The 25,145-nt window shown below is 53.6% G+C and carries 18 protein-coding genes; 12 read left to right on the forward strand and 6 right to left on the reverse strand.

From position 1 onward, the window contains the following. Positions 1-18: 18 nt before the first annotated feature. Entirely contained in the window at positions 19-2,649 is a 2,631-nt protein-coding gene (locus JAO32_RS10990) for a hypothetical protein (protein ID WP_334240261.1), read from the forward strand. 309 nt (positions 2,650-2,958) lie between these two features. Here JAO32_RS10990 and JAO32_RS10995 read toward each other — a convergent pair whose 3' ends face one another. Together JAO32_RS10995 and JAO32_RS20045 are read right to left on the reverse strand one after the other, a co-directional pair. Next, positions 2,959-4,347, reverse strand: coding sequence for a GGDEF domain-containing protein (locus JAO32_RS10995; RefSeq protein WP_334240263.1), 1,389 nt, complete (start codon positions 4,345-4,347; stop codon positions 2,959-2,961). Between the two features lie 416 nt (positions 4,348-4,763). Continuing rightward, entirely contained in the window at positions 4,764-5,021 is a 258-nt protein-coding gene (locus JAO32_RS20045; protein ID WP_443082594.1) for an SOS response-associated peptidase family protein, read from the reverse strand. A 138-nt stretch (positions 5,022-5,159) separates the two neighbouring features. On the opposite strand from JAO32_RS20045, the gene JAO32_RS11000 reads away from it, so the two are divergent. From JAO32_RS11000 to JAO32_RS11015, 4 genes are all read left to right on the forward strand, one after another. Next, on the forward strand, positions 5,160-5,342 hold the full coding sequence (locus JAO32_RS11000; protein ID WP_334240264.1) for a hypothetical protein: 183 nt from the start codon (positions 5,160-5,162) through the stop codon (positions 5,340-5,342). 944 nt (positions 5,343-6,286) lie between these two features. Further along, positions 6,287-8,383 carry a glycogen debranching protein gene (locus JAO32_RS11005; RefSeq protein WP_334240266.1) on the forward strand — a complete coding sequence of 699 codons (2,097 nt, stop codon included), beginning with the start codon at positions 6,287-6,289 and terminating at the stop codon, positions 8,381-8,383. Between the two features lie 582 nt (positions 8,384-8,965). Beyond that, positions 8,966-9,913: a universal stress protein gene (locus tag JAO32_RS11010; protein ID WP_334240268.1), complete on the forward strand. Its 948-nt coding sequence runs from the start codon at positions 8,966-8,968 to the stop codon at positions 9,911-9,913. Between the two features lie 52 nt (positions 9,914-9,965). After that, positions 9,966-10,622 carry a BON domain-containing protein gene (locus JAO32_RS11015; RefSeq protein WP_334240271.1) on the forward strand — a complete coding sequence of 219 codons (657 nt, stop codon included), beginning with the start codon at positions 9,966-9,968 and terminating at the stop codon, positions 10,620-10,622. 636 nt (positions 10,623-11,258) lie between these two features. On the opposite strand, the gene JAO32_RS11020 is transcribed toward JAO32_RS11015, so the two are convergent. Next, on the reverse strand, positions 11,259-12,203 hold the full coding sequence (locus tag JAO32_RS11020; protein ID WP_334240273.1) for a universal stress protein: 945 nt from the start codon (positions 12,201-12,203) through the stop codon (positions 11,259-11,261). 277 nt (positions 12,204-12,480) lie between these two features. On the opposite strand from JAO32_RS11020, the gene JAO32_RS11025 reads away from it, so the two are divergent. From JAO32_RS11025 to JAO32_RS20050, 5 genes are all read left to right on the forward strand, one after another. After that, positions 12,481-13,260: a polysaccharide deacetylase family protein gene (locus JAO32_RS11025; RefSeq protein ID WP_334240350.1), complete on the forward strand. Its 780-nt coding sequence runs from the start codon at positions 12,481-12,483 to the stop codon at positions 13,258-13,260. 2 nt (positions 13,261-13,262) lie between these two features. Then, the gene (locus JAO32_RS11030; RefSeq protein ID WP_334240275.1) at positions 13,263-14,522 is read left to right on the forward strand and encodes a putative glycoside hydrolase; all 1,260 of its coding nucleotides are present in this window, start codon (positions 13,263-13,265) and stop codon (positions 14,520-14,522) included. 308 nt (positions 14,523-14,830) lie between these two features. Beyond that, positions 14,831-15,295: an Hsp20/alpha crystallin family protein gene (locus tag JAO32_RS11035; protein ID WP_334240277.1), complete on the forward strand. Its 465-nt coding sequence runs from the start codon at positions 14,831-14,833 to the stop codon at positions 15,293-15,295. Between the two features lie 475 nt (positions 15,296-15,770). After that, positions 15,771-16,391 carry a pentapeptide repeat-containing protein gene (locus tag JAO32_RS11040; RefSeq protein ID WP_334240279.1) on the forward strand — a complete coding sequence of 207 codons (621 nt, stop codon included), beginning with the start codon at positions 15,771-15,773 and terminating at the stop codon, positions 16,389-16,391. Between the two features lie 250 nt (positions 16,392-16,641). Next, positions 16,642-17,088 carry a CBS domain-containing protein gene (locus JAO32_RS20050; RefSeq protein WP_443082595.1) on the forward strand — a complete coding sequence of 149 codons (447 nt, stop codon included), beginning with the start codon at positions 16,642-16,644 and terminating at the stop codon, positions 17,086-17,088. 101 nt (positions 17,089-17,189) lie between these two features. Here JAO32_RS20050 and JAO32_RS11050 read toward each other — a convergent pair whose 3' ends face one another. Beyond that, complete coding sequence (locus JAO32_RS11050) at positions 17,190-17,786, reverse strand: hypothetical protein (protein WP_334240282.1); 597 nt, start codon at positions 17,784-17,786, stop codon at positions 17,190-17,192. 458 nt (positions 17,787-18,244) lie between these two features. Between JAO32_RS11050 and JAO32_RS11055 the strand changes: the two genes are divergently transcribed. Together JAO32_RS11055 and JAO32_RS11060 are read left to right on the forward strand one after the other, a co-directional pair. Beyond that, positions 18,245-18,919 carry a BON domain-containing protein gene (locus tag JAO32_RS11055; RefSeq protein WP_334240283.1) on the forward strand — a complete coding sequence of 225 codons (675 nt, stop codon included), beginning with the start codon at positions 18,245-18,247 and terminating at the stop codon, positions 18,917-18,919. Between the two features lie 215 nt (positions 18,920-19,134). Next, positions 19,135-20,841 carry a L,D-transpeptidase family protein gene (locus JAO32_RS11060; RefSeq protein ID WP_334240285.1) on the forward strand — a complete coding sequence of 569 codons (1,707 nt, stop codon included), beginning with the start codon at positions 19,135-19,137 and terminating at the stop codon, positions 20,839-20,841. Positions 20,842-21,144: 303 nt separating this feature from the next. On the opposite strand, the gene JAO32_RS11065 is transcribed toward JAO32_RS11060, so the two are convergent. Both JAO32_RS11065 and mgtA read right to left on the reverse strand, forming a co-directional pair. Continuing rightward, complete coding sequence (locus JAO32_RS11065; protein WP_334240288.1) at positions 21,145-22,041, reverse strand: universal stress protein; 897 nt, start codon at positions 22,039-22,041, stop codon at positions 21,145-21,147. A gap of 578 nt (positions 22,042-22,619) precedes the next feature. Further along, the gene (mgtA, locus tag JAO32_RS11070) at positions 22,620-25,142 is read right to left on the reverse strand and encodes a magnesium-translocating P-type ATPase (protein ID WP_334240290.1); all 2,523 of its coding nucleotides are present in this window, start codon (positions 25,140-25,142) and stop codon (positions 22,620-22,622) included. Positions 25,143-25,145 lie beyond the last annotated feature (3 nt).

Consider the following 25,145-nt stretch of genomic DNA (forward strand, 5'->3'; position numbering starts at 1 on the left):
TGGTCTAATGTATCCACGATGAATCGATACGGCCTGTCGATGGGCGGGTTGAATGGTGTAGGAACTATGGACATAGAAATCGGTACGACTCTGTGCAAGATAAGGAAGCCCGATGTGGTGATTTGTGCAAGCGTCGTCTTCCTTTTGCTCCTTCTCGCCGTTAGCGCCCCTGGTCAGTCTGGAAGCCGACCAGCCGACGATCGATCTGCAGGGCGCGCCGAAACCTATGTCAATGGCATCAATGGCTTCAACGGCGCTCCACAGTTGGCGAACCGCTCTCTCTATTACTTTGATAACAAGACCCCCGACCCTTCACACGCGGCAAACACGTACGTGACTCGCCCACTGGGAACCCTGGAGGATTGCAACTTCCTGAATAAGGGACGCAATGACGCCATTGGCACTACCCTCTCGCAGTGGACTGTTGGCGCCTGTCACTTTCGTAGAGTGAGTTCCTGGGGGGCAGGCATTCGACAGGCCGACACACTAAACATGTATTGCTTTGGCGTTGGCGATTGCATGGCACGCTATTGGTATTTGAACTTTTACGGTGGCATTCAAGATGCCAGCGGTGAAGGTGTCCGGGGCGATGCAGTCCAGGTGATTGAAGGAGCAGGTGACGCGAGCGGGACCGTCGCTCATGACTATACGGGGCTCGGCATAAAAAAGGTGAAGTTGAATGGCAACTATCGGGTTGCCGGTGTAGGTCACTATTTCGTTGACAAAGCGTCTGCAAAAGCCTCTGGAACGATCATTTCGCAGTCGGGCTCGAATGGCATTGCAACTGTGACGACGACGGCGAGTTTCAAGCCATCTCCTTGGATGGGCACGGCTACTCTACCGACGACTTATTCCGCCGTGAACCTAGATGCTCCCATGACAAACCAGTTCAAATTTACGACTTCCATCGGGGATGCAAGCCTTATTGCAGTCGGTAGTCATGTCTGTTTGGCTCCGTCCGTTTCGAGTGAAGGCGAAGAGCTACTAGTAGAGTCCGTGTCTGTCAGTGGAAAAAGTGTGACTCTCGGCCTGGCAAATAAGCGTGTTGTCGGCGGTTATACGAACGTTGCGCTCGGCTCGTGTGATGCGGTTGATCTTGTTTCCACTCGACTGCGAACTGCCACAGGCTTGATGAACCCCCTTATGGTGGTTGGCTATCCCTCCGCCCACCAGATGATGGTGGCGTGGTGGGGTAAAGGCGGATTCCAGAACAACTACGCGAATTACCTCGCGCCTGGCACCTCGTGCGACATAACCGTCTCTCAAAGCGGTACAGAGGTTAATGCAATTCTCGGGAGTCATGGGAATCCCAATAACAATTACTGCAACGCGGGATATTATGCTCGGAACACGAACTCTATTATCAGTGGAACCGCCGACTTCAATGGCACAGTCACGCCTAGCTATGGTGACAGCACGGACACCAACAGGCTGACCTGGACGTCACAAACTTCAAATACGATTCGTGCTGAGACCGGAACGATTTCTCTTGGCGACGTGCCCGGGACTTTCACTGTTTATCCCATGGCTATTGTTGCGAACGTTTGCAACGACAACACCACGAATCCGATCAGCGATAACAACGAAGATTACAAGCAGGCCTGCCTTGACGGAACGATTGATCTGGAAAATAACAGCATCAATATAGCGGCGAATGACCCATGGGAGATTCCCCATTACAACGCCATTCGCAGTAATGGCTATTTCCTGAACTTCCAACAAGACACGATCCCCTTTCAGACTGTCCCGTTCGCTATCCAAGCGGGTGGCGCTGGAATCGAAAGCACAATCATGGACATCGTCAATCCCACCCCGAATGCATATATCGGTTCGGGTGGACGCCAGCAAGCACCTCCTACAGTTATTTCATTCCGAGGGCCGAACGGCGGGTTTGCCCAGACATACGCGCCATCGTTTCCTGGCAATGCAGTACTCAATATCAACTGTGCGACGTCGAGTATCAGCTATACCGGACAAGACTGTCCGAACACACCGAACTACTATGTCTATCGGGTGAATAATCGCTCGAAAGGGATGGGGCTTCACTATTACCCGTCTTCGGGTGATGCCACATTTGAGATGTTCGGTGGTACGCTCGGCTTTAATTCGGCAATTCAGCTCTTCAATCAAAATTCAGGCCTGAAAACATCCAAGTCCGGTACATTGTTCTACAACACCACCGCGCAGCGGATGCGTGGATCGGATGGTAGCTTCACCTTCCATGACATCCCATGGCGAGATGAAACCGTGCTGAAATCCGGTGACACGATGACGGGGCCATTAGTGCTATCGGGAGATCCCACCTCTTCCATGCAAGCTGCCACGAAGAAGTACGTGGATAATCATTCAGTTGGTAGTAGTACTGATTACTGGTGGTCGCAAGCTGTAACTGGGTGTTCTGGAATGAATAATGTGGCCGGAACATCATGCAACGGCAGCATCGCCACGCAAGGCACGATGCCAGATTCAAAATGGTTCCTCCAGTGCACTGCACATAATCTGGAGCTTTCCACCCTGGTCGTGACAGATGACGGTTCAAGACCTCCTTCATCCAACGCCACGATTCATTTGTCCGTCTTCGTTTCCGCAGTTACCGCTGGCAGTAGCACGTTCACGCCACAAGTCGATTGCCACGCTCACCATAACTAGGATGGTGTTCCGTGAAATTTAGGGGAGATCTTGACTCGCTTTCAAGATCCCAAACAGCGGCAAAGCAGTACTGCGTTTCCCCATTGCCAACCACCAGGTAGAGCTCTTCGCGACAGTCCATGACAACACGTGCAAAACAGAGCGCTGGTCTTCTTTCGTTTCGCCACCGACAAGAGATCCTTGAGGTCCTCTTCGTCCGCATTACCCATCAGAACGCTCTTAGAATCCGCAATCCGCAAGGTCGGCGGGGTTCAAGTCCCTCCGGGCACCACATGATAAAAAGCGGTTTTTAGAAAGTTGAATGAGAAGTCAATCTTCTTCAACTTCGGTCTTTCCGCAATCCGAATGAGCATTACTCGGGTACGGTTCCGGACTTAGATCGTCGTAAGACACGATGCTGTTCAGATCAATACATTCGATCCGGTCCCGTCCGGCATCCTTGGCGCGGTACAAGGCCATATCGGCTGCCTTCACCAAACTCTGGGCAGCAGCGGTGCTTTCAAATCGGCCCAGAGCGGCTCCGATACTGACGGTGATTTTAGGGGTGGAGCTTATGGAGTTCTCTACTGCAAGCCCATGCATCGCACGGCGCAGCCTATCTGCCACGGCCTCCATCCCGGCGAAGGTTGCTCCTGGGAGGATAGCGGCAAACTCCTCTCCTCCATAGCGGGCGACAAAGTCTCCGGTGCGAGGAAGTCCCTGCTGTAGAACCCTCGCAACGTCAGAGAGAACTTCATCTCCGACGTCGTGGCCGTAGGTATCGTTCAATGTTTTGAAGTGATCGATATCAATCATCAAGATTCCGAGCGTCCTGCTAGTGCGCGCACTCAGTCGCCACTCCCGATCAAGTGTGTCGTTGAAGGAGCGGCGATTCGGAATTCCGGTGAGGCCATCGAGAGCTATCATCTCTTCTAACTTGTTGTTGACCCGGAGCAGGGATTCTTCCGCTTGGACAAGGTTTTCCTGAATGAGAGCATTTCTCAAGCCATAGCCAATGAGCATCAAAAATAGTCCGACGGCTCCAGGTCGGAAATGATGCTCTGCGACGCTAATTCCGAGTACGACGAGGGCCAAGCCAACAAAAAGGGTGCTCGATACACGGGAAAGCTGAATGATCTTTTTCGAGGGTTGATAACTGCGAAGCCATTCTGGGGGCTGATAGACCGCAACGATCATAATCGGAATAAGGAGAGCTCTCGTATCTGCAACGAGGTTCCAAATGAGTTCCCAGAATGGACTGACCTGGCCCAGGGTCATGTAATTGCGGATATTGGTGAGCACGACCGTGATCCAGGACGTCGCCGTCAAGATGAAGAAAAAGCGGCGCTCTTCTTGATGCACCGTTCCAAATAATCGAAGGGTTGCACCCGTCGCAAGAAAGATCCCCTGAAGGGCAAGGACGAGATTTAGCTTACGTATCCCCGCGTCGTCGATGTGACCGACGAGGTTTACCAGCGAAAAAATCAAAAATACGAAGAGTGTTCCCGTAAGGAGCGCCAACGCAACATCGAGTACACGAACAGGTAAAGTTTCCCGTGCGTTGAACTCGCAAGAGATTGCGAGCAGGGAAGGAATCGCGCCAAGGATGAAAAACAAGACGGGAATTCCCATCGAAAAAGCGCGCTCTTCCGAAAGCAGGGCCCGTACACCATAGAGAACCATCGCGGCCATGCCCAATACCTGGTTCAACAACAACATGGACCATCGCAGCCGTGTACCAACTGAGACTACCTGTCGCGTAATCCATACGATGGATACGATCCCGAATACCCTGGTTAAGGCGTAAACAAACCAAGTCAAAGAGTTGTGGGCTGGTAATCGAGGAAAATACGTCACAAACCAGACCAAAAGAAGATTGGCAGCGCAAAGGGCAGCGACATGGGTCTTTGCTCTTCTACTCCCACCTATGATCTTGTCTGCCCCTAACACGCGGCCCCCTTGAAGAAGCAGAATACTCTACTGCTTAAGATCATCTTGGTGACTCATTTTCCCTGTCTTAGAGTGATCGCCGCCCAACACCGCGATGGCACTTCCATGACATCAACCCGAATGAGTTGTTTCTCGTCTTGAGGGGTTGGCGACAGGCGCAACATCGTCACAACATCTGATCCTGTTTATTGCTGTTGATGTGCCATCATCTTCTCTGCTTCGAATGGACGCAGTAAATCGACAGGTGGCTGGTCAGTCTCTTCGCGACTCAGCCAGCGCGTGTAGTCCTTAGGGTGCACTATAACCGGCATCCGTTTATGGATCGGTTCCATCAATTCGTTCGGGTCCGTTGTGATGATTGTGTAGCTCCGCAACCAGTCGCCAGTATCGAGGTTCTTCCAGCCACACCACAGACCCGCCCTGGGATTATCCTTCTTCCGTATCTTTTGTCACTCATAAAAGCTGTCTGCTGCAACCAGACAACGACGCGATGGCACGCTTCCACATCCCGACTTCTCAATGCCCTCGGCACGAGCATTGCACGTTGTGGACGGAAGTCTCTCGTTGGGCTTATGTCAAGAGTGAACGAATCCGCAACGCGCCATTACAAGGTCGCGCTTACCAGTGTCCCTGTTGACGCGGATGATCGGCTGCATTGCCGTGGGGCGTATGTCGTCATCTGGTGGCAGGATGACATCTTCGATGTTGCTTTCAATACGGAAGGCAGTGGCGATGGCCTGCTTGTCACACTTACGTCTGCATAGTCCACACATGACTACGTGATGCGATGTAAATGGGGAAAAGGCCGAGCAGACGGGGGATGAAAGCTATCACAGACCTGGCGTGAGTCCATCCCCGTCACGGGCTTCCGTGCTCGCTACCTTAGGCAGTCTTTGCGCGGTGCCTGTGCTGGCTCAGCTTGAGATTACCCGATGAGACGATGTTGAAAGCAAAAGGGAGGCGACTCTGACGAGTCGCCTTTCTCCAAGGTCTGTGTTTTCAAGTTCAGTGTCTAGTGTTCTATTCCAATTGCGATAGTTTCCAAGGACGCGGGACGCCCCTCTGCTGCTCGACCCGCTAATGCACGAAGGCCCAGCTTACCCGATGAGCGTCTGGGCCTTCACGTTTCTGACTTTAGAAAGAGAGCGTTAAATCGCGGCTTTTTTCCGGAGTGACCAGGCTTTTTTCTGACCAGCAGCAATACGAGCCTTTCCTTCCAGGCTCATGCCGCTCTTAATAAGTTTGGCTGACAAATCCTTCTTGGGCCGTCCTGGTCCCTTCTTTACAGTAGTGGGAGTCGGATCGGAATGCACCGCGAGGAGAGAACGAGCCTCTTGGAGCGTAGCAATCTCAGCGTCGATAGCGGAGAGGATCTCATCGATAGTCATAGGGCTAGTGTAACGAGATCTACGCGTATCCGATTTAATGGCTATCTACTTCCCACAGCATCTGCAATTTGCGGTCGGCTAAGCAGCTCGTGTACCTCGGGCATCTAATTTACTTCGACTCGATGTAGCGAGCACCTCTCCACTCTTCACGGTCCATCGGACTCGCACACAGGCCTGCCACGGCTGTGATGATAATCACAGCGGGCTCTCTCATTTCCATTTCGAATGATCCTAGCTCTGACCAGATGCTGGGATTGGTCTGCATTCGGCCTATGTCCAGGGTAATGGAAGTCGGTGTTCGGAGATGATGGGAGGGTGCCATGGGAATCCGAACGTCTTGGGCTTTCAGCGAAGGACTTCCGACCCCATTAGGCTGTACCTGGATAAATGAGGAGCGTTCTTTCAACTTCGCGCTTTACTCGAAGTACGCGAACCGAGTCACGCTCCTCATTTATGACGGGGCCAACTACTCCGAACCCAACTTTCAATATGTGTTCGATGTGCTTCGGAACAAAACGGGACGCATATGGCACGCACGCATTCCAGATGGTGAGATCAAGGAAGGTCGATACTATGGCTATTCCGTTGAAGGACCGGTAGATTCGGGCAGCCGATTCGAGCGACATGCTTTCCATCCAGAGAAGGTCCTGCTCGATCCATACGCAACCGCAGTCTTTCTTCCTCCTAACTTTGATCGGCGGGCTGCGTGCGGAGGTCAAAGTAACGCAGGCAGGGCAGCTCTGGGCGTCTTGCCATCAACCAGGCCTGAGTTGTTTGACTGGGGCCTGGCCCCGCAACCAAAACACGACAGCGATCTTATCGTCTACGAGTTGCACACTCGAGGCTTCACGAGGAGTTCGACTTCCGGAACGGATGCGAACCATCGAGGAACGTTCGCCGGTATCGTGGACAAGATTCCGTACCTTCTCGATCTTGGAGTGACAGCAGTGGAACTGATGCCTGTTTTCCAGTTCGACCCCTCCGAACCGAACTATTGGGGTTATATGCCGATGAATTTCTTCGCGGCACACGATGGTTACGCGCTGAATCACATGCCGGGTTCTCAACGACGTGAGTTTCAAGAAATGGTAAAGGCTCTACACGGAGCCGGGATCGAGATCTTTCTGGATGTGGTCTACAACCACACAAACGAAGGCGATGAAACCGGTCCTGTCTATTCCCTCAAAGGCATCGACAACAGCACCTATTACATGGCGTCGGATGATCCACTGCATCCCTATGCGGATTTCACCGGAACCGGCAACACGTTGCATTGCGCGAACCGGGCCGTCCGGCAACTGATTCTGGATAGCCTCACCTATTGGGCAACGGAGATGCGGGTTGACGGCTTTCGCTTCGATCTAGCTTCCGTCTTCTCGCGCAATAGTGACGGCTCGATCAATCTTTCCGCCCCTCCGATCTTTGGTGATATTGCAGGAAGCCATCATCTTAGTTGTCTCCGTCTCATCGCTGAACCCTGGGAAGGCAATAGCAAACATGTGAACTACCAGCTCGGAACCGACGTGCGGGTCTCGGGAAGTATTGCGACTGCAAGCGCGTTGCAAAAAGCCTTCCCGGGGAACGGGTGGCGCCAATGGAATGACAAGTTCCGATCCACCATTCGGCGGTTCGTGAAAGGTGAGGCAGGGATGATCCCGGACCTCATGACTCGGCTTTACGGGAGTGCCGATGTGTTTCCAGATACCACCCGAGAGGCGTACCGACCTTGGCAAAGCCTCAACTACGTCAGCTCACATGATGGCTTGACGCTCTTTGATCTCGTCTCCTACAACACCAATGAGAGCTGGAATTGTGGTGGACCCGATGGAGCGTTTCTCTCAGACGCGGTTCGATCGCTGCGGAAACAGCAAGTCCGAAATTTCTGCTGCCTTCTGTTCCTTTCCAATGGCACGCCCATGTTTCGTGCCGGAGACGAGTTCCTCCAGACACAATATGGCTTGGAGAATCCATACGCCGTCGACAGTGAAGCCACTTGGATCGATTGGAGTCGACTGGAAACGTACCGAGATATCCAGCATTTTTGGAAAGGGATGATTGCCTTTCGCAAGGATCATCCGTCTCTTGGCCGGTCGCATTTTTGGCGTGACGACGTACGGTGGTATGGGACGGAGGCGCATGTCGATCTTTCGCAGAGTTCGCAGAGTCTCGCATATTGTCTGCGAGGTGCCTCAGAGAGCGACGACGATCTGTATGTCATGATCAACGGGGCAAGTCAGCCACTTCGGTTCACGATCCAGCAACCGAGCGCGTCCGGTTGGCGGCGCGTCATCGACACTTCCATCGAGGGGCAAGGTGGCATCGTTGATCACGATAAAACACAGCCTCTCACATCAATGGACGTTCAACTGCCAGCCCGTACGATCGTTGTTTGTCTCAGCTACCGGGAATTGGGCTAACCTGTCCACCCTTAGCGCACCCGAAGCGTTCCACAAAAGCGCGTGTAACTGGTGTCTCAGGTTCACAGCGTGACGCATGTACCGATCACTCACCCGCAGCAGGTTTTGGCCTCCATATTTCTGCGCATTCAGAACACAGGCTCTTCGGGAAGGGTGTTGCGTAAGCGGACATACCCAGAGGGGCAAAAGACGCGAGCGGCTGAAGGCAGGAGGAGCGTAGCACCTCCCCGAACTTGGATACTTCAGGCCAATCCTAGCAATGACCATCCGTGGCAGAGACGCGCCACAGCCTCGGAGTCGACGCCGACGCTTCAACACGGACAGAGGGCATTCGACAGTTACGGTCGGGGATACTCGAAGCCGACGTGCACGGAAGGCCTCCGTATTGCTCTCACACCTAGGAATGGCCCGTATACGCTGGACCAGCGTTTCCGCACGGGAGTGGCTGTTCTGACGGTGAAGCAACCGTAATTGGCGTGTTGTGCTTCGTTGGTATGGGCGCCCCTCCGAACAATTCGATGTGATCTGGATCACTGTCTCGCGTTATGTAGCCCAGCAGACTTTGATTGGAGACAGATCATCATGCTTAGGTCACTCAATCTCGTCCCGGGCGAAATGCCAGCTCCAATTACAGACACCCCCATTCCACCCGTCAGAAGAATCGTTGTTGGGTATTCGCCTGACGAAACGGGAGCGAATGCTTTTCGATATGCTCTTGCACTTGCCAGTTGCTTCGGAGCCAAGCTCATCGCGGTGCGTTCTATTCAACGGCCCGCGTGGGGCATCGTTGATGTCTCGTATGAGATGCTCGCAGAAGACTTTCTGCAGCAAGAGAAAGAACAAATGGAGGCTGCGGCGGATAAGGCTCGAGAAGGTCACTCGGTCGAGTGCACCTACAAAGTTGCCTTCGGCGGCCCCGTCGATCTTCTATTAGCCGCCGTACAGAGTGAAAATGCGGATCTGGCCGTTCTTGGATGCCACGGTACGGACGGCCTCGAGGCGCTTTTACTGGGTTCCGTATCCCGATTGGTTGGATTGCTCTGTACTTGCCCGGTGCTAGTGTTGCCGCCTGAGTGTGTGCATTCAGCTGTGACCTTGGAAACAGCCAAATCTCTAGACGCAGGCCCGATCTTGTTCGTAAGCGACGTCCGATATAAAGACATGCGTACCGCCGAGTACGCGAAGGAGATAGCGACTCACCTCTCTCGCGACCTGATCGCAATGCACGTCGTACCGGAAGCACAGGGAGCTTCGCCCAACAGTATGGTGTGGGAAGAGGAAATCGCAAAGGAGCAACTCCGCATTCTCTTGGGGGAGCGCCCGGGAGAGGGCAAAGCCCTCATCGCCGTGAGACACGGAGAGCCTTCGCGAGAGATATTGGCCGAGGCGACCCGACGGCACGCAGCGTTGATCGTAGCCGGCGGCGGAGTTCACCATGGAGGGATAGACCATGTTCCGTGGGAAACCCTTACCCGAATCCTTCGTCATGCCACATCTCCGATCTTGGTCGTACCGTCCAATTCAAAATAGTCCCATGGCGCAATGCTATTGCGCAGAATTCATTGCAGTCAGGAGACTAGAAATGCTCGCGAGTGATCAGGCGTTGAGAGAGCACGTTCAGGACGAATTACTATGGGATCCTCAAATCGACGCTTCGGCAATCGGTGTCAGCGTAAAGGATGCCGTCGTCACTCTTTCTGGGACCGTCGAAAGCTATATCCATAAACACGCGGCCGGTGAGATCGTTACAAAGATTCGAGGAGTACGTGCACTGGCAAACAAGATTGATGTCAAATTACCGGCAGACGCCGACAGGAGTGACGAGGACATCGCTCGAACAATCGCCATGATCTTCGAATGGAATACGATGATTCCCAAACATCAAATTCATGTTGAAGTTTCCCAGGGTTGGGTGACACTCGCTGGATCCGTGCATTGGCACTGTCAAAGAGCCGCCGCTGAGCATACGGTGCGCGGATTGATGGGCATCAAGGGCATCACCAATGCGATCGAGGTAGAACCCATCAATTCCACGCGAGTGACGCAAGCTGACCTGCAGTCGGCGATGAAGAGAAACCTCGATTCGGAGCATACGATCGATATGATCCTGGACAACGACATTGTCATCCTTTCCGGACCGGTGAGGACACTCGTGGAGCGTGGGAACGTCGAGCGAATCGCGTGGAATGCGCCAGGCGTTCGCTACGTTCAAAATGAAATAGAAATAGTTCCGCTTTGACTCGGTCAATCACACCAGTCTGTGGTGGCTGGAAAACAACGTCCGGCTAGTTATACAAGCGCGAAAGCCATCCAGCGATATTGAGATCTCCGCGTAGATTTCGAATATTAAGATCGCTTTCTGAGGGAATGGGTTTCTGATCAGATAAACCAGAAAGAGAGACAGCACCCTGTCCATCAAGTGCCAAGAATCTTCCAGTTACTCGACCGTTGAATCTTGCTGCAACAATTTCCGTTGTGCCTTCATCGCGAGATATCCCCCGAATAACCGCGAGGGAGACCGCACCAGCGAGAGCGTGGTCTGATTTGCGAAGAGACCCCTCGCAAGGCTCAGGAGTCATAAGAGTTGCTCACGCATCGAGTGACCGCCGCCCCTCACATACCAGCTGAATCCGAAGTGAAGCGGGCCGGGAAAAAGTCAAATCCATCGGATGGCCAGCGCCGTTACCGCGTTTGCAGCCATGGGAAGAGAGATGGCGACCAGCCCGACGACAATCAGACGATCATCAGTGCGCTCAACACGCAAGACCTATAGAGAGGGGCTTTGGACGGCTGTCGAATGGGTTTGGCTCTTACAAGAGCTTCTCTCGAGTACGAGCGAATTCTGATGTGGTTGCAAAGCGAACCAGGACTTCGCTTAAGCAACACCCGGTACAGTCAGCACCGGACAGGGTGAAAGCTGGATCACTTCAGAGATCGTGCTGCGTGCTGACGGGTCCAGGGCTTTGTGTTCGAGTCCAAAAATGATGAGCCCCGCGCCCCTCTGCTCCGCTATTTCTGCAATGGATTTTCCGGCAGGTGGGGCGAGTAGGTACGACGACGCCGGAATCCCCGCACGATTCAGGTGTGCAACGATTGCCTTCTGGCGGTGTTCGAGTACTTCTGACGGAAGTATTTGATCGCTCTTCTGTCGGATGTGGACCACATCCACGGAAGCATTACATACACGCGCGACAGTTTCAGCGAATGAAAGAGCTTGTCCCATGTGGTCACGGAGCGATGAAGCGAAAATCAGGCGTCGGAAGCTGGATAAGTGTACATTTTTTCTGGTTGCTTCGACGCCGATCATCAATGTGGGACAAGGTGCCGCCCGCATAATAAAAGCTGCAGTAGACCCAAGTTGGCTCGGAGCGAGGGAGTGATGTCCAATGCTGCCAAGGATCAGAAGGTCGGAGTCCTTCTCGGCGGCCGTCTGCACAAGGATGTCTGAAGGATCACCGACCCTACACACACTGGAACACCGTATGCCACGCGCTTCCACTTTGAATCGCTCGGCGTTCAACTGCTCGCTCGCAGCGTTCCATTCAGCTCTCTCGTCTTTGTCGTCTGCGCCGTCCGTATCCGCAGACGTTATGGCATGGACCAGAGTGATTTCTGAATGAAACAACCGCGCCAGGAGCTTGGCATAAGAAAGTCCAACGGCGGCAGCGGCCGAGAAATCGGTAGCGACCAACAGATGCTTGAGGTGGATCGCGTGTGATCGCACTTCTGTGTGGATCGGATCAGGTATCAGTGATGCCATCGTCGTCACCTCTGGTCCAGAATGCAGCGGAGGCGCCTGAGACGATGTGATCTCGATCACGCAAGTCTGCCTGCACAACCTGCCTTCCGGTACCGCTTTGGCGACCTGAGACAAATACCTAGTTTCATCGACTTGGATGATATTCGCGCTTGCCCCTCGGGATCATGCCATCGGCAGGTGGATGAGAGGGCAGGCAATGCTGTGTTTATCTGGGAACCATGGTGACTGAGGCAGAGGAAGCATTCAGATCATGTGAGCGCCATCACAAAGCCTGCGGATCCCTGTCACCCGAGTTTCCTCACCTCTGGGTCATTGTTTGTTGGGGAGACAGAAATTGATGAAAGTAAATTTCACGCTCTTGCTGGGGGTTGGAATTGGCAGCGCGATCCCGCTCGTTGCGCAATGTCCTGGGAATCCGATCCTGGCGTACCATCGCTTCTCGGATATCCCGGGCGGTCAGACAACGATAACGCGCGATCATCTCTTGGAACAATGGGCTCATCTGGAGAGTGAAGGCTATCGTTTTGTTCCTCTCAAGCGGATGGAAGACGCAATCGATCAAGGGAAACCTCTTTCCGATCATGACGTTATTGTCACAGTCGATGACGGGCACGAATCGGTATACACCGTTCTATTCCCGATCATCCGCGAGCGACATATACCAATAACCCTCTTCGTTTATCCCTCGATCATTTCTAATCATCAAGATGCGCTGACGTGGGAACAGATAAGAGAGATGCAGTCCACTTGGCTGGTTCGGGTCGAATCGCATACGTATTGGCATCCGGACTTCCGACAAGAGAAACGGCGGTTGCCCCCTGCGGCGTATGACAGTTTCGTTCAGGATCAACTCCTAAGATCCAAAACGATTCTGGAGCGTGAGCTTCGTAACGCTGTGCATTCGCTGGCATGGCCCTACGGTATCTTTGACCCCCGACTCGAAGACTTCGCACGCCGAGCAGGATACCTGCACGCCTACGCCTTCGATGGACATTTGGCGAGCGTGACCGATGATCCCTTCGCGATTCATCGTATTCCTGTTCCTGACTCACCAGGGATAGGGTTCATCCCTTGTGCGGGATCACGCAATCACCTGTCAGGTGCGAAAGGAAAATGATCATGCTGATCGGCAAGCAACAAAGACTCTTGGTGATCTGCTTCGCTTTCGTCTATGTCGTTCTGACAGTACCAGGACAGAGCGTCAACCTGGTCGATGCGGATACGGGAGCTCCTGTGAAAGAAGGTATTTTGACAGCTGATCAGCATCTCGTACTCCCGGACGCTCTCGGTGTGTTTCACCTCCCTGCAGGTGTTCAGGTCGTGACCACCCGGGCTGTAGGCTATCAACGCTCGTTCCTATCAATCACAGGAGCACGCCCGGTTGACTTGACAATGCGTCTGCGACCGTTAACCGTCCGCGCCCTGTATCTCACGGAATATGGAATCGCCTCCGCGTCCTTGCGGAACGGAGCGTTAGGCATCATCCAGCGAAACGGAGCGAATGCACTAGTCATCACTCTGAAGAGCGACCGGGGAATGATCGCGTATCCTACCCAAGTTGCGATGGCAGTGGCGGTGGGAGCGAATAAAGGAGAAACCATTCGGTCTCTGCCGAATTTAGTGGCAGATCTACATGGACGAGGGATATATCTGATTGCGAGGATTGTGACCTTTAAGGATGAGTCTCTAGCCAGCGCTCGCCCAAATCTTGCGATCCACGCCTCGAATAATGCGCTCTACCGCGACCGTGAACACCTCGCCTGGACGGATCCATTTCAGCAGGAAGTCCGGGACTACAACATCGCGATCGCCAGAGAAGTGGCACAAGCAGGCTTCGACGAGGTTCAATTCGACTATGCTCGTTTTCCGGATTGCGCTCAGTCTTTGCGATTCAGTCAATTGACGAGCGAAGGTCAGCGGATAAACGCGATTACTGGTTTTCTGCGCGACGCTCGAAAGGCCTTGGTGCCATATAACGTATTTGTGTCGGTCGACGTCTTCGGTTACACGCTTTGGAATACAAACGACACTGGGATTGGACAGCAGCTTGAAGAGATCGCTGGCACTGTGGACTATGTGTGCCCGATGCTCTACCCGTCCGGTTTTCAATACGGTATTCCTGGGCATCGGAATCCAGTGGCTGCGGACGACGACATCTACAGCACTGTCAGGCTTTCGCTTGATGAGGCGATCCGAAGAACAAAGATTTCGCCGAAACATTTTCGACCCTGGATCCAGGGTTTCCGGGACTACGGCTTCACACATCGTGCATTCGAGGCGCCAGAAGTTGCACTTCAGCGACGAGCGGCCAGTGATGCATCTACTTCAGGCTGGGCTCTTTGGAACGCGCGAAATATATATAGCTCGTGTGGTTTGTAAATTTGATTGTTTCCTTTAGCCCGGCGCGGTAGCCCGCTTAATGGAAACGGTATCGAGTTCCCAGTTGTCACGTTCACGTCTACGGCCTACGGACTTCTGATCTCCACTATGAATCTGGTTCCTGTCCTGCAGCATCAGTGGACTTCAACTCGAGGTGTGATTCTGCTCACAGTGACAAGTGCGGATACGCACCGTTCCAGTATGAATTCCTCTGTAAGTTCTGCATATGTCAGAGCGGTCAGGAGGAGCGTATGGATCCAAGACTCAGCAATAACACGAATACCAAGAACGATATCGTCGCTCTTACGATGGCAGACGATCTCATGCTTGAGATGAAACGGATCGACGACGAAATTCGTCAACTTGCCTTTCATCTCTTTCGGGATCACGGTGCATTCCCCGGCATGGAGTTGGAAGATTGGATCAAGGCGGAGAAGATGCTCCTGCGGCCTGTGGTGGTCGATCTCGAGCAGACCGATAAGGAGATCATCGCCCGCGCAGATGTGCCGGGATTCAACGAATCTGACCTCAAGGTGCGAGTCGACAGACACTGCATAAGAATCTGCGGCAAAACGCAGCAGGTGCAGGAGAGTCGCAAAGAACGAACTGTTCCCTGCGAAACTTCCCAACGCATGATTCGTGCCGTAGTGGAACTGCCGGATTCTGTGGACGAGGAAAATTCCTCCTACAGAGTTACCGACGGAGTCTTGATCGTCATGATGCCTAAGCTCGAGAAAGAGAATGAGAGGGCATCCAGTAGGAAAGCGGCTTAAGCCACTCCACCTTCTGACTCTCGTATCTTAAGTGCGGCCGTGACATTCCTGCGATCGCTGAGGCGAAGTGCCCGGTGTTGAGTCGCGTGTTCCAACTGACAGAAAGAGGTGTGAAATGGAAACCTCGTCCTTGCCATCTTCTTTCATTCCGCAGTTCCCACGGAAGAATCTGCGAATGCTCAAGCCTCATACGATGAGGAGTGTACGATCTCTCCGCTCCTCTTTCGGAATCTTGATTCCAGTTCTCTATCTCGTTTTCTTGCTCGTGTATTTCGTTGTGCAAGCTCTATGAGATGTCCCAGGCTGCTCGGATGCCAGGGGCCTCCAATCGGGAGTGTCAGCTAGGCGCATACGTCTGAGAGACGTCAAGCTGCAACTCACCGCTATGTTCTCTTGCACGTCGTTGGAAGTTAGAAGAAGTATGGATGCTGTCGATCTCGAGCCACAACCGACATCTAGAAGAATGGAGATCACGATGGATAATGCATCGCTCACTCAGAAGTTGAATCTGCACGCGTTGTGGGTCAAGTCCGCAGAGGCAGACGGATGCCGTCTGAACCTTGAGTATGAAGATCTTCGGGGGCTCACGCTTCCAAACGGAACTCTGGTCGGGGCTAAGCTAAACAGCGCGGATTTTAGAGGATCAAATCTTGAACATGCTGACTTCACGGGAGCCGATCTAGGAGAGGCGGATTTCCGTGACACGAATCTTGAGCGATCGAATTTTTCCGTTGCCAACCTCCGAGGCGCGCGCTTCGCCGGCGCACATCTCTCGAATGCGACTCTCGAACGGGCAAACCAACAATATGCCGATTTCAGAGACACGGATTTAACAGGAGCAACGCTCAACGAGGCAAGGCTTATGGGATCGAATTTTCGGCGAGCGGATATGAACAATGCCATCCTGAGAGGAGTTGATCTAGGCTGTGCCGATCTTCGCGAGGCAAATCTTACTCGTGCTGACTTCGCCTATGCTGATCTGCGCGGTGCGAATTTTGATGGGGCAATTGTCGACTCCAAGACAAACTTCTCGCACGCAAAGATGGATGACGACAGTGTCACGACAATTCACCACATTCTCGCTCATTCGCGATGAAACCGACGCTTCCGTGATGACATACCAGTGAAGCCTTGAGATAGCGACACAGTTTTACGTCAATCGTCCGCGCAACGTTGCTGCGATGCACGAGTGGCTGTTTGATTCTTTCTCGCTGCAAGCCAACTATCCGTCAACGCAAACTCGCAGATGTGATCGGCGTCACGACTCGTTATGAGTTCAATCACCAAAGAAAACGCCACACGAGAGAAGATGCTTTGAGGAGGAAATCATGAAGGTGTCCGAGGTAATGAGCAATAATCTGACGTACTGCATGGCAACAGACACGGCGCAGCATGTCGCTGAAATGATGAAGCGAAGCGATGTTGGATCTGTACCGATCATGGACGTTTCTGGATCCAGGAGACTCGTGGGAACGGTCACAGATCGTGATCTCTGTCTGAAGGTGATCGGTAGAGGCCTTCCCGCCTCAACGCCAATCCAACATCTCATGACACGACACGTCATCACGTGTCACGTCGATGACTCCTTGGAAAGGTGTGAGGGATTGATGCGGAAGCATCAATTGCGGAGAATCCCGGTTGTGGACGGCGATGGGCTATGCGTGGGTATGGTGGCTCAGGCGGACGTTGCGCTTCACGACAACTCTCAACATATTCAGATGACTCTGCGCGAAATCTCACGCCCTGTCAACGGTGCGATGCATGCCCACGAAGCAGTACTAGCCCGAGCCTGAGCCCCTGTGACCTTCCTTTCTGAAGTGTCAGTTCAGAAAATATCTACTCAAAAGGCTTCTACTGGCGGACGCCTCGTGTGCACCTATCCTTTGGAAAGCGATCACAGCGGGCGATCAATAAACGATCTCTTGTCCCCACTATCTTGAATTAGCATTCTTGCGGCGTTTACGCACTGTGCCATGCCGAAGGCAATGAGGAATGCATAGACGATCCAAGCGACCTGCTGGTATGTCAGTGCATGACTCAGAGAGAGCCTGACATACACGTAGGCCAACGCAAAGAGACCGGCGATGAACGCTGCAGTGCAATCCCACGACCGGATTTTTCTGGTACGTGCGTGCTTTACCAGAATAGCCTCAGTGCAAGCGGAGATCGCTGCCTGCAGAGCAGCTAAAGAAAGAAACCATTTTAGGTCTGCGTGTTCGAAAAGGAAGGATAGCAACAGAACGCCCATAGTCATACTTGCCAACCCATGTGCGCAGTGAGACGACTTCATCGCTGACACGGTCGTTGCATAGCTCGCCCCGATCAACAAAGCGCCGTCCACAACTCCGTACACAGCAAACAAACCTACGGATATGGGGAGCAGAAGAATGGCTCGTGCAATCTCCGGAAGAGCGAAGATGCCGCAACCGGTCAGTATCGCGGTGAACCCGCGGGCAAGTGTGAGGAGCCAGTACGTTCTTTCCTTGCTCATGATGCCGCCTCTAAACCGAAGCTGCGGGCTCGCACGCGCTGGCGCTGTGACGCAACGTCGCGGTTGTTGTGATCCAGATCACATACGCCAACGCCACGCGGACGTTTCCTGTTGCACTGCTGTCTAATCAGCGGCATCCGCCAAAGTGTGTTTTGGATCCAGACATTCTACGGAATAGATAACACCAATTGATATGTCGACGATCCTAGCGTTTTTCTGGTCGAACACCTCCAAGCCCCAATTCAGTGATTGGGATTTTCAGAACCGCTGCCCTCATCTCTCGCGCATGGGACCTCTCTGAGCCACGTGACGTGGATCACAACGATGACACCATCGCGGCAGTATCCTGTGTTCGCGATGGGAACCATGCTGATCAGTCCGGCATGCACCGGAGCTCTAGTCCTGACGCACCTGTAAGACATTTCCATCGATCTGAGTTTTAAGGAAGGAACACCGACATGATTGGAACCATTGACTCTTATACAAAGCTCCGGGATCTGCGCATGCAGGAAGATGTTGTACGTCAGATCGCATGGCAACCGGAGGTGCATTCGAAGGACATCGGAGTAAAAGTGACCGACGGGAATGTCACGCTGACGGGTTTCGTCCATGGCTATCTGGAAAAGATGGCTGCAGAACGTGCAGCCAAGGCGGTGTTCGGTATTGTCTCTGTCGCGAATGATATTGAAGTCAAGCCGAATATGGCCCGGACGGATCCTGAGATCGCGAGAGACGTGGCCGCTGCACTAAGTCTCCATGCGAGTGTGCCTCAGGAGAAGATTAAGGTCGCAGTCGCCAATGGTTTCGTAACCTTAACCGGATCAGTGGACTGGCACTACCAGTTGGAGAATGCAGAGCTGGCGGCCCATTCCGTCACCGGCGTTCGAGGTATTGTGAATCTCCTGAAGCTCACTCCGAAGGCTTCCAGCGAACAGGTACGGGAAAAAATCGAGGCCGCATTATGCACCATGGCTGATCTGGACGCGCGTTCGATGACGGTCTACACCAACAACGGCACTGTGTCCCTCTACGGAAATGTTCGTTCATGCACAGAGTGGGACCGAGCAGAACACGCTGCCTGGCAAGCACCCGGCGTTCACCATGTCGCTAACCACTTGACCATCCATCCTTAAGACCATCCACGCCCTACCGATAACTCTGCGGAAGGAGTTTCAGCGGGCGACCGGGGTCAGAGTTGAGTGCATGCGACCCACATCATGGTCGGGCCCAGAACGGATCGGCCTCTCCTGAAGAGGACAAATTGTAACGGTCACTGCAAACAGTCTCATGGAGCGCTACGTTGCTGCCTGGCCAGCCGGAGCTGCTGGAAGAATGGAGATTGATACCCATGAGGAGTCTTCTGCTGTTTGGCATCATGATGCTGTTGTTCGTGCCTGGAGCATGGTCACAGCCCACATGCCCCGAAGAAGGAAGCAGGCAAGACGTTCTGAGCACTCAGGCGACGAAGTATCTTTGGTCGCTCGATCCCAGAAAGGTCACACCTTCTCGTCGCCTCGCCTTACAGAAGGTGTACACCCCCTGTGGGTTTCGATTGTTATGGTCTCAGGATGGCGTCGTCTCGACACAGGCTCGGGACATCATGTCCGAGATGAGACTATCTCCACGCAAAGGCCTCAGACCGTCGGATTATGGGGTGAATTGGTGGGGATGCAGAGCGGTCGCCACCGAGATTCCATGCAGCGACCGCTATCAGGAACTCGCACAGTTCGACGTGGATCTGACCGCCGCCGTGACGCGTTTCGCCGGAGACTTACGCTACGGTCGGGTACCACCAGTGATTCCGAAAGCCGGCTATGCTTCGGTTGTCGACGACAACTTTCTGGCAGAATTCGTACGGCGACTCGCGATCACAGATAACGTGCTCGCGTTGGTGTCCTCGCTGGAGCCCGCGTATCCAGGGTATCTAAGAACAGAAGCTGCCTTGTCCCGAATGTTGACCCAGAGGCTAGACCAGACGGAGACGTACCTTCCAACTACTGTTCTCAATCTCAAGCAAGGCCAGACCGGCGAAATTGCGGGCCTGCTCAATCAACGCCTGAGTGAGCTGTCCTATCTGCCGTCACCACTCATGATACCGATCCGAGACGAGTTCGATGGCCAGACGACAATCGCGCTCACACGTTTTCAGAAAGATCATGGACTCGATCCGACTGGGGCCGTGAATACCGAAACGGAGCGTCAGCTCAATATCTCCATCGAGAAGCGAATTGAGCAACTCGCCCTTACTCTCGAACGGTGGCGTTGGCTTCCTCAGCAATTTAATACAGGGCCTATTGTGGTAAACATTCCCGAGTTTCGCCTCCGCGCGTATGACAACGCAGGCAATGTCCAGCTCTCCATGGCTGTCGTAGTGGGTAATGCGGCCAACAGGCTGTCTCCTGTGTTGCAGGCGGAGTTGCACCGAATCATCCTTCATCCGTACTGGAACGTCCCTGCGGACATAACGCAACTTGAGATGGTACCGGCGATAAGGCGCGACCCGCGATTCTTGGTTAGGCGCGGATTCGAATTAGTTGGGCGCGACCAACGTATCGCACACCCATCAAAAACACAAATCATCCATCTACTACGTTCTGGGACTCTGCGGATTCGGCAGATGCCGGGGCCGGAGAATGCCTTAGGAGATATTAAGTTTGAGTTTCCGAACTCATTTGATGTGTACATGCACGGGACATCGCAAGCTTCATTATTCGCTCACACCCGTCGCGACCTTAGTCATGGATGCATCCGTCTCGAGGCTCCCGATCGCTTGGCAGTGTGGGTACTGCAACAGCAGAAGACGTCTTGGGATCGTGAGCGCCTCAAGATGGAATTGTCGGTGCCTGCAACAGAAGTGGTCACGCTTGACAAGGACATCCCGGTGTTATTTGTGTATGGAACGGGGTTTGCTGCGGAAGATGGCTCGCTGCGTTTCCTCAATGATGTATATGGAATCGACGCCCAGCTTGAAACGGGCCTGGCTCGAATCTCTGCTCAACGGGAGCATGACGATCGCATACCGTGGAGTCCACTCGCGATAGCGCCATCTCCTTAGCTAGGAGCAGATGGGGTCGAACAACTCGTCTCGAGGGCGCACGGCATCATGTCTTTCAGTGAGGAATTTGAGCCGATGACTCTTGGATACGAAAACGAGATACGATTGGCGGCGGACGACTATCCAGCTTGAGGGAATCATTTCGCACCAAATGCGCCCCGCCTGCCTCTACAGCTACTAAAGATTCGGCTGTTCCCGGAGTGATTGAAGTCGCGACGGAGTAACTTCACAGACGACAGCACAGGCGCGTCGACATATCGTTCATGAAAATTGGATGCCCGTGGCTTCCGACGAGTTCAGGGCTCATTGCCGGGCCATGCGGACAGCGAGTACAGGGCAGACAGCCGCATGTACTACCTCAGCAAACGTTGACCACGGTGTAAGTGTATTTTCGGATGTCCTCTCTGCGATGCCCATGACAATCAGGTCGGCGTGTCCGTTGGCCGCGATCTGTGGGATTAGCTCGCCGGCGCGTCCTGGTTCCACACAGAATTCCACGGCACAGGCGTCCGCAGACGCGGCGCTAAACAACTCCCGCATGCGCTCGAGAAGCTTGGCCTTCTCTACTTCATACATAGAAGAACTGGCCCTTCGGAAGACATGCAAGAAGGTGAGTTGGCCTTCTTGCTGAGCCGCAGCCAGGTTTGCGAGATGCACAGCATGCTCAGAGGGGGCTGACAGATCTGTTGCGAAAAGTATCCGGCGAAAAGGTGTTCCCGAAACTTTTGCATGTGGCCCCACAATCAGTGTTGGACATGTGGCTCGACGAAGAATGTTTTCGGCCACCGATCCGAATGCAAGGCGCTCCATTCCGGAGGTGCCATGTGAACCAACAATGACCAGATCGATGTGCTCCTTCTTTACGAGATGCCCGACCAGAAGCTCCGGCCTTTCTGCAGAGACGATTTCAGTGTGAGAGCAGGTATTGATGCTCATGCGGCTGGCTAGAGTTTCGCGCAGTTTTCTTCGGCCCTCCGTCAGCGCAGTGGCTTGATCTAGGGGAGGGAGATTTGTAGAAGGGTTGTAGATCGAATGAACAAAGAAGACTTGGGCGTTGAACTGTCTCGCAAATGCAAGGACGCTCTCGAGAACCTGTGGCGTTTGGGCACTGAAATCAATTGCCGCAAGAATTCTCCTGATGTTCCAAGAATCTCGAGCCACAGACGTTTCGGCGAGGTAGGAGTCACCTGTCATTTGCATGGTTCTATAGCTCCTCGAAATGTTGACAGTAGGCCGAGAAAGAGACAGATGCGGTGATTTCTGTCACACAGCTCACCTAACACTGACCTCCCGAGGGCTCACATGTGATCCCTGTCACTGACTTCTCAATCGTGTACTGTTCATCTTTTGTTGAAAGGCAGGTGCCAGATGGGGGCATCGCTAGCGAACGAACCACCTATCCCGAACGCTGCTGCGATCATTCCCGCACCACTCGTGACAGAGAAGCGTTACCTTTCGAACGGTATTCGATGGAGTCCACGGCTGCGGCGACTCCTTCTTTGGGCAATCATCATCGCAGTGTTCCTCTCCGCGACGGCTATCGTTGCCTGGCAGATGAGGCTTCCTAGGCCCGTCAGCTATACGGCCTCGAGAGGGCAGCATCAGCTACCTGGGAGTTGTGCGCCCACACGACACTCTTGGGTGGCGTGCTCTCACGCCCCAGATAGTCAACGAGAGCCTCGAACGCATCCGTCGCATGCTTATCACGAAAATTCAAGGCTTAGGCAGCGTCATGGAACAGAGAAATTGTTTAACTCGAACTCTCCAGTCTGCAAAGCTTAAATATTTTCTCGTCGGACGTGATGCCCTGTTCTTAAATAGCGCCCCTTGGACATGATGTGACGCTTCACCAGCTCCACCATGCCAAGGTAGAGAGCAGTCGCGCTTCCCAGAAAGACAAAATAACTTACGGGAAGATGGGTAAACGAAAGCGATGCAGAAAATCTAGAATAGGGAATCCAAAATCCAACCACGACGATCGTAACAACAGAAGCCAGGAGGGCCCAACTCGGGCGACTACGGAATGGCGATCTGCCTGTCCGAATCACCAGTAAGACGAGGGTCTGCGTCGAAAGAGATTCCACGAACCAGCCCGTGTGGAATTCTGCAGCGCCTGCGTGAAAGACGTGAAGAAGCACGTAGAACGTGATGAAGTCGAATATTGAGCTGATGGGCCCGACGAGAATCATGAAGCGACGAATGACAGCGATATCCCACTCTTGCGGCTTCGCGATGTATTCCGCGTCAACGCGGTCAGTTGGAATCGTAAGTTGCGAAAGATCATAGAGGAAATTGTTGAGAAGTACTTGGGCCGGCAGCATGGGTAGGAACGGCAGAGCCACGGCTGCTACGGCCATACTGAGTACGTTGCCAAAGTTGGAACTGGTTCCCATCAAGAGATACTTCATCACGTTGCCGAAAGCATGGCGGCCTTCCAGAATGCCTTCGTGAAGAACTGCGAGCCCTGGCTCTAGCAGCACGACATCCGCCGCGTCTTGTGCAATATCCACTGCATGCGGGGCGGCAATGCCTACATCTGCAGCGTGTAGTGACGGCGCATCGTTGATGCCATCTCCCATGAATCCGACGGTGTGTCCTCTACGACGCAGAGCATTCAGGATGCGCAACTTCTGTGGTGGAGAGACACGCGCGAAAACATTTGCCCGTTCCGCTACCTGAGTGAGAGCGGTGTCACCCATCAGTTCAAGTGCCTCGCCGAGTACGATCTCTGTTACAGAAAGACCTGCCTGTGCGCAGATATGTGCTGCTACCAGCTCGTTATCGCCCGTGATGATTTTCACGTTGATGCCGTCAAGTGAAAGGCTGGCGATGGTCTCTGCGGCATCAGGGAGAATTGTGTCGGCAAACGATAGAAAGCCTGCTAGGGTGAGTGCAGTCTCATCCGCGAGTACATACTGCGGCTTGATCGGAACAGCTTTGTACGCAACCGCAAGAACCCTGTGACCAAGGTTGCTCTGTGCGTCGCAGTAGCTTCGTGCTTGCTGCAGCCAGCCCGGTGTTACTGGTTCGGTTGCTGCGGACGTCGAAACCGATGTGACGAGAGGAAGGATTCCTTCGGGTGAGCCTTTGCAAATTAGTTGTCGCCGGCTGTGTTCTTCCACGACAACCGAAAGACGTCGACGCTGAAAGTCAAAGGGCAGTTCATCCACCTTGGTCTGCGTTGTCGAGGTCGCACCGCTTGCCAGGATGGCTGCATCCAGCGGGCTTCGTATACCTGCCTGCAGGCTACTATTCACCGCGGCAATACCTCGCACGGCATCGGATAGTGTTCCGTCTGGCAACGCACTTGAAACAAGCGACATAGCGCCCGCCGTTAAAGTGCCTGTCTTATCAGAGCAAAGAACATCAATGCTGCCCAGGTTCTGGATCGCGGGAAGATGTTTCACGACGACATGTTTGCGCGCCATAGCGACAGCTCCACGAGCGAGCGTCACGGATGTGATCATTGGGAGAAACTCCGGCGTCAGTCCTACTGCTAGCGCCACGGCGAAGAGTAGCGACTCGATGGGAGGCCGGTGCAAGGCAAGGTTGGCGGCCAATACGAGCAGCACCAGTACGAACACCACGCGTGCAATCATGTAGCTGAACTGCTTGATACCGATATCGAACGCTGTCTCGGGTGCTTTAGACGCGAGTTGTGCGACGATGTCTCCGAAGGCTGTTGCACGGCCTGTCGCTGTCACAATTGCTATCCCGGTTCCACTTACGACAGACGTACCCAGAAAGACCATATTCACTGCATCGGCAGCGCAGGATGCTTCTGCCGAGGTGGCCATCTTTTCCGCTGAGGTCGATTCGCCGGTCAGCATCGCCTGTAGTATGGCAAGGTCGCGAGATTCGATCAGCCGTGCATCTGCGGGTACAAGATCGCCCGCGGATAGCCGAATACGATCGCCGGGAACAATTTGTGAACGAGGAAGCTCTCTCCACGCGCCATCTCGCTCTACACTCGCGGTTGCGGCGACCGTGGCACGAAGACGTTCGATTGTGACTTGCGCATGATAGGTTTGGGCAAAATCAATCGCTCCTCCGATTGTCACAATCGCAGCAATGAGTACAGCATCGAACCGTTCCCCGATGAATAGGGATATCCCGGCTGCAACCAGAAGAACAACTGAAAGTGGATTGAAGAGAAGCAACAGTTGATCGAGCCACGGTGGCCTTCGTTGTTTCGTGGTCGTTTCGTTGGGGCCAAATTGCTTGAGTCGATCTGCTGCTTGCTGGGAAGTGAGCCCAGTCTGCTGGTCCATCGAGTTGTCGGTTTTGACTTGTGCCGGCATACG

Source organism: Terriglobus sp. ADX1 (assembly GCF_036877645.1).
GTDB lineage: Bacteria > Acidobacteriota > Terriglobia > Terriglobales > Acidobacteriaceae > Terriglobus.

Bases quoted from the DNA above. Each gene is read 5' to 3' on its own strand.
- JAO32_RS10990 (WP_334240261.1), top strand. From the start codon at position 19: ATGAATCGATACGGCCTGTCGATGGGCGGGTTGAATGGTGTAGGAACT.
- JAO32_RS10995 (WP_334240263.1), bottom strand. From the start codon at position 4,347: ATGTTGTTGTTGAACCAGGTATTGGGCATGGCCGCGATGGTTCTCTAT.
- JAO32_RS11005 (WP_334240266.1), top strand. From the start codon at position 6,287: ATGGGAATCCGAACGTCTTGGGCTTTCAGCGAAGGACTTCCGACCCCA.
- JAO32_RS11010 (WP_334240268.1), top strand. From the start codon at position 8,966: ATGCTTAGGTCACTCAATCTCGTCCCGGGCGAAATGCCAGCTCCAATT.
- JAO32_RS11015 (WP_334240271.1), top strand. From the start codon at position 9,966: ATGCTCGCGAGTGATCAGGCGTTGAGAGAGCACGTTCAGGACGAATTA.
- JAO32_RS11025 (WP_334240350.1), top strand. From the start codon at position 12,481: ATGAAAGTAAATTTCACGCTCTTGCTGGGGGTTGGAATTGGCAGCGCG.
- JAO32_RS11030 (WP_334240275.1), top strand. From the start codon at position 13,263: ATGCTGATCGGCAAGCAACAAAGACTCTTGGTGATCTGCTTCGCTTTC.
- JAO32_RS11035 (WP_334240277.1), top strand. From the start codon at position 14,831: ATGGCAGACGATCTCATGCTTGAGATGAAACGGATCGACGACGAAATT.
- JAO32_RS11040 (WP_334240279.1), top strand. From the start codon at position 15,771: ATGGATAATGCATCGCTCACTCAGAAGTTGAATCTGCACGCGTTGTGG.
- JAO32_RS20050 (WP_443082595.1), top strand. From the start codon at position 16,642: ATGAGCAATAATCTGACGTACTGCATGGCAACAGACACGGCGCAGCAT.
- JAO32_RS11050 (WP_334240282.1), bottom strand. From the start codon at position 17,786: ATGAGCAAGGAAAGAACGTACTGGCTCCTCACACTTGCCCGCGGGTTC.
- JAO32_RS11055 (WP_334240283.1), top strand. From the start codon at position 18,245: ATGATTGGAACCATTGACTCTTATACAAAGCTCCGGGATCTGCGCATG.
- JAO32_RS11060 (WP_334240285.1), top strand. From the start codon at position 19,135: ATGAGGAGTCTTCTGCTGTTTGGCATCATGATGCTGTTGTTCGTGCCT.
- JAO32_RS11065 (WP_334240288.1), bottom strand. From the start codon at position 22,041: ATGCAAATGACAGGTGACTCCTACCTCGCCGAAACGTCTGTGGCTCGA.
- mgtA (WP_334240290.1), bottom strand. From the start codon at position 25,142: ATGCCGGCACAAGTCAAAACCGACAACTCGATGGACCAGCAGACTGGG.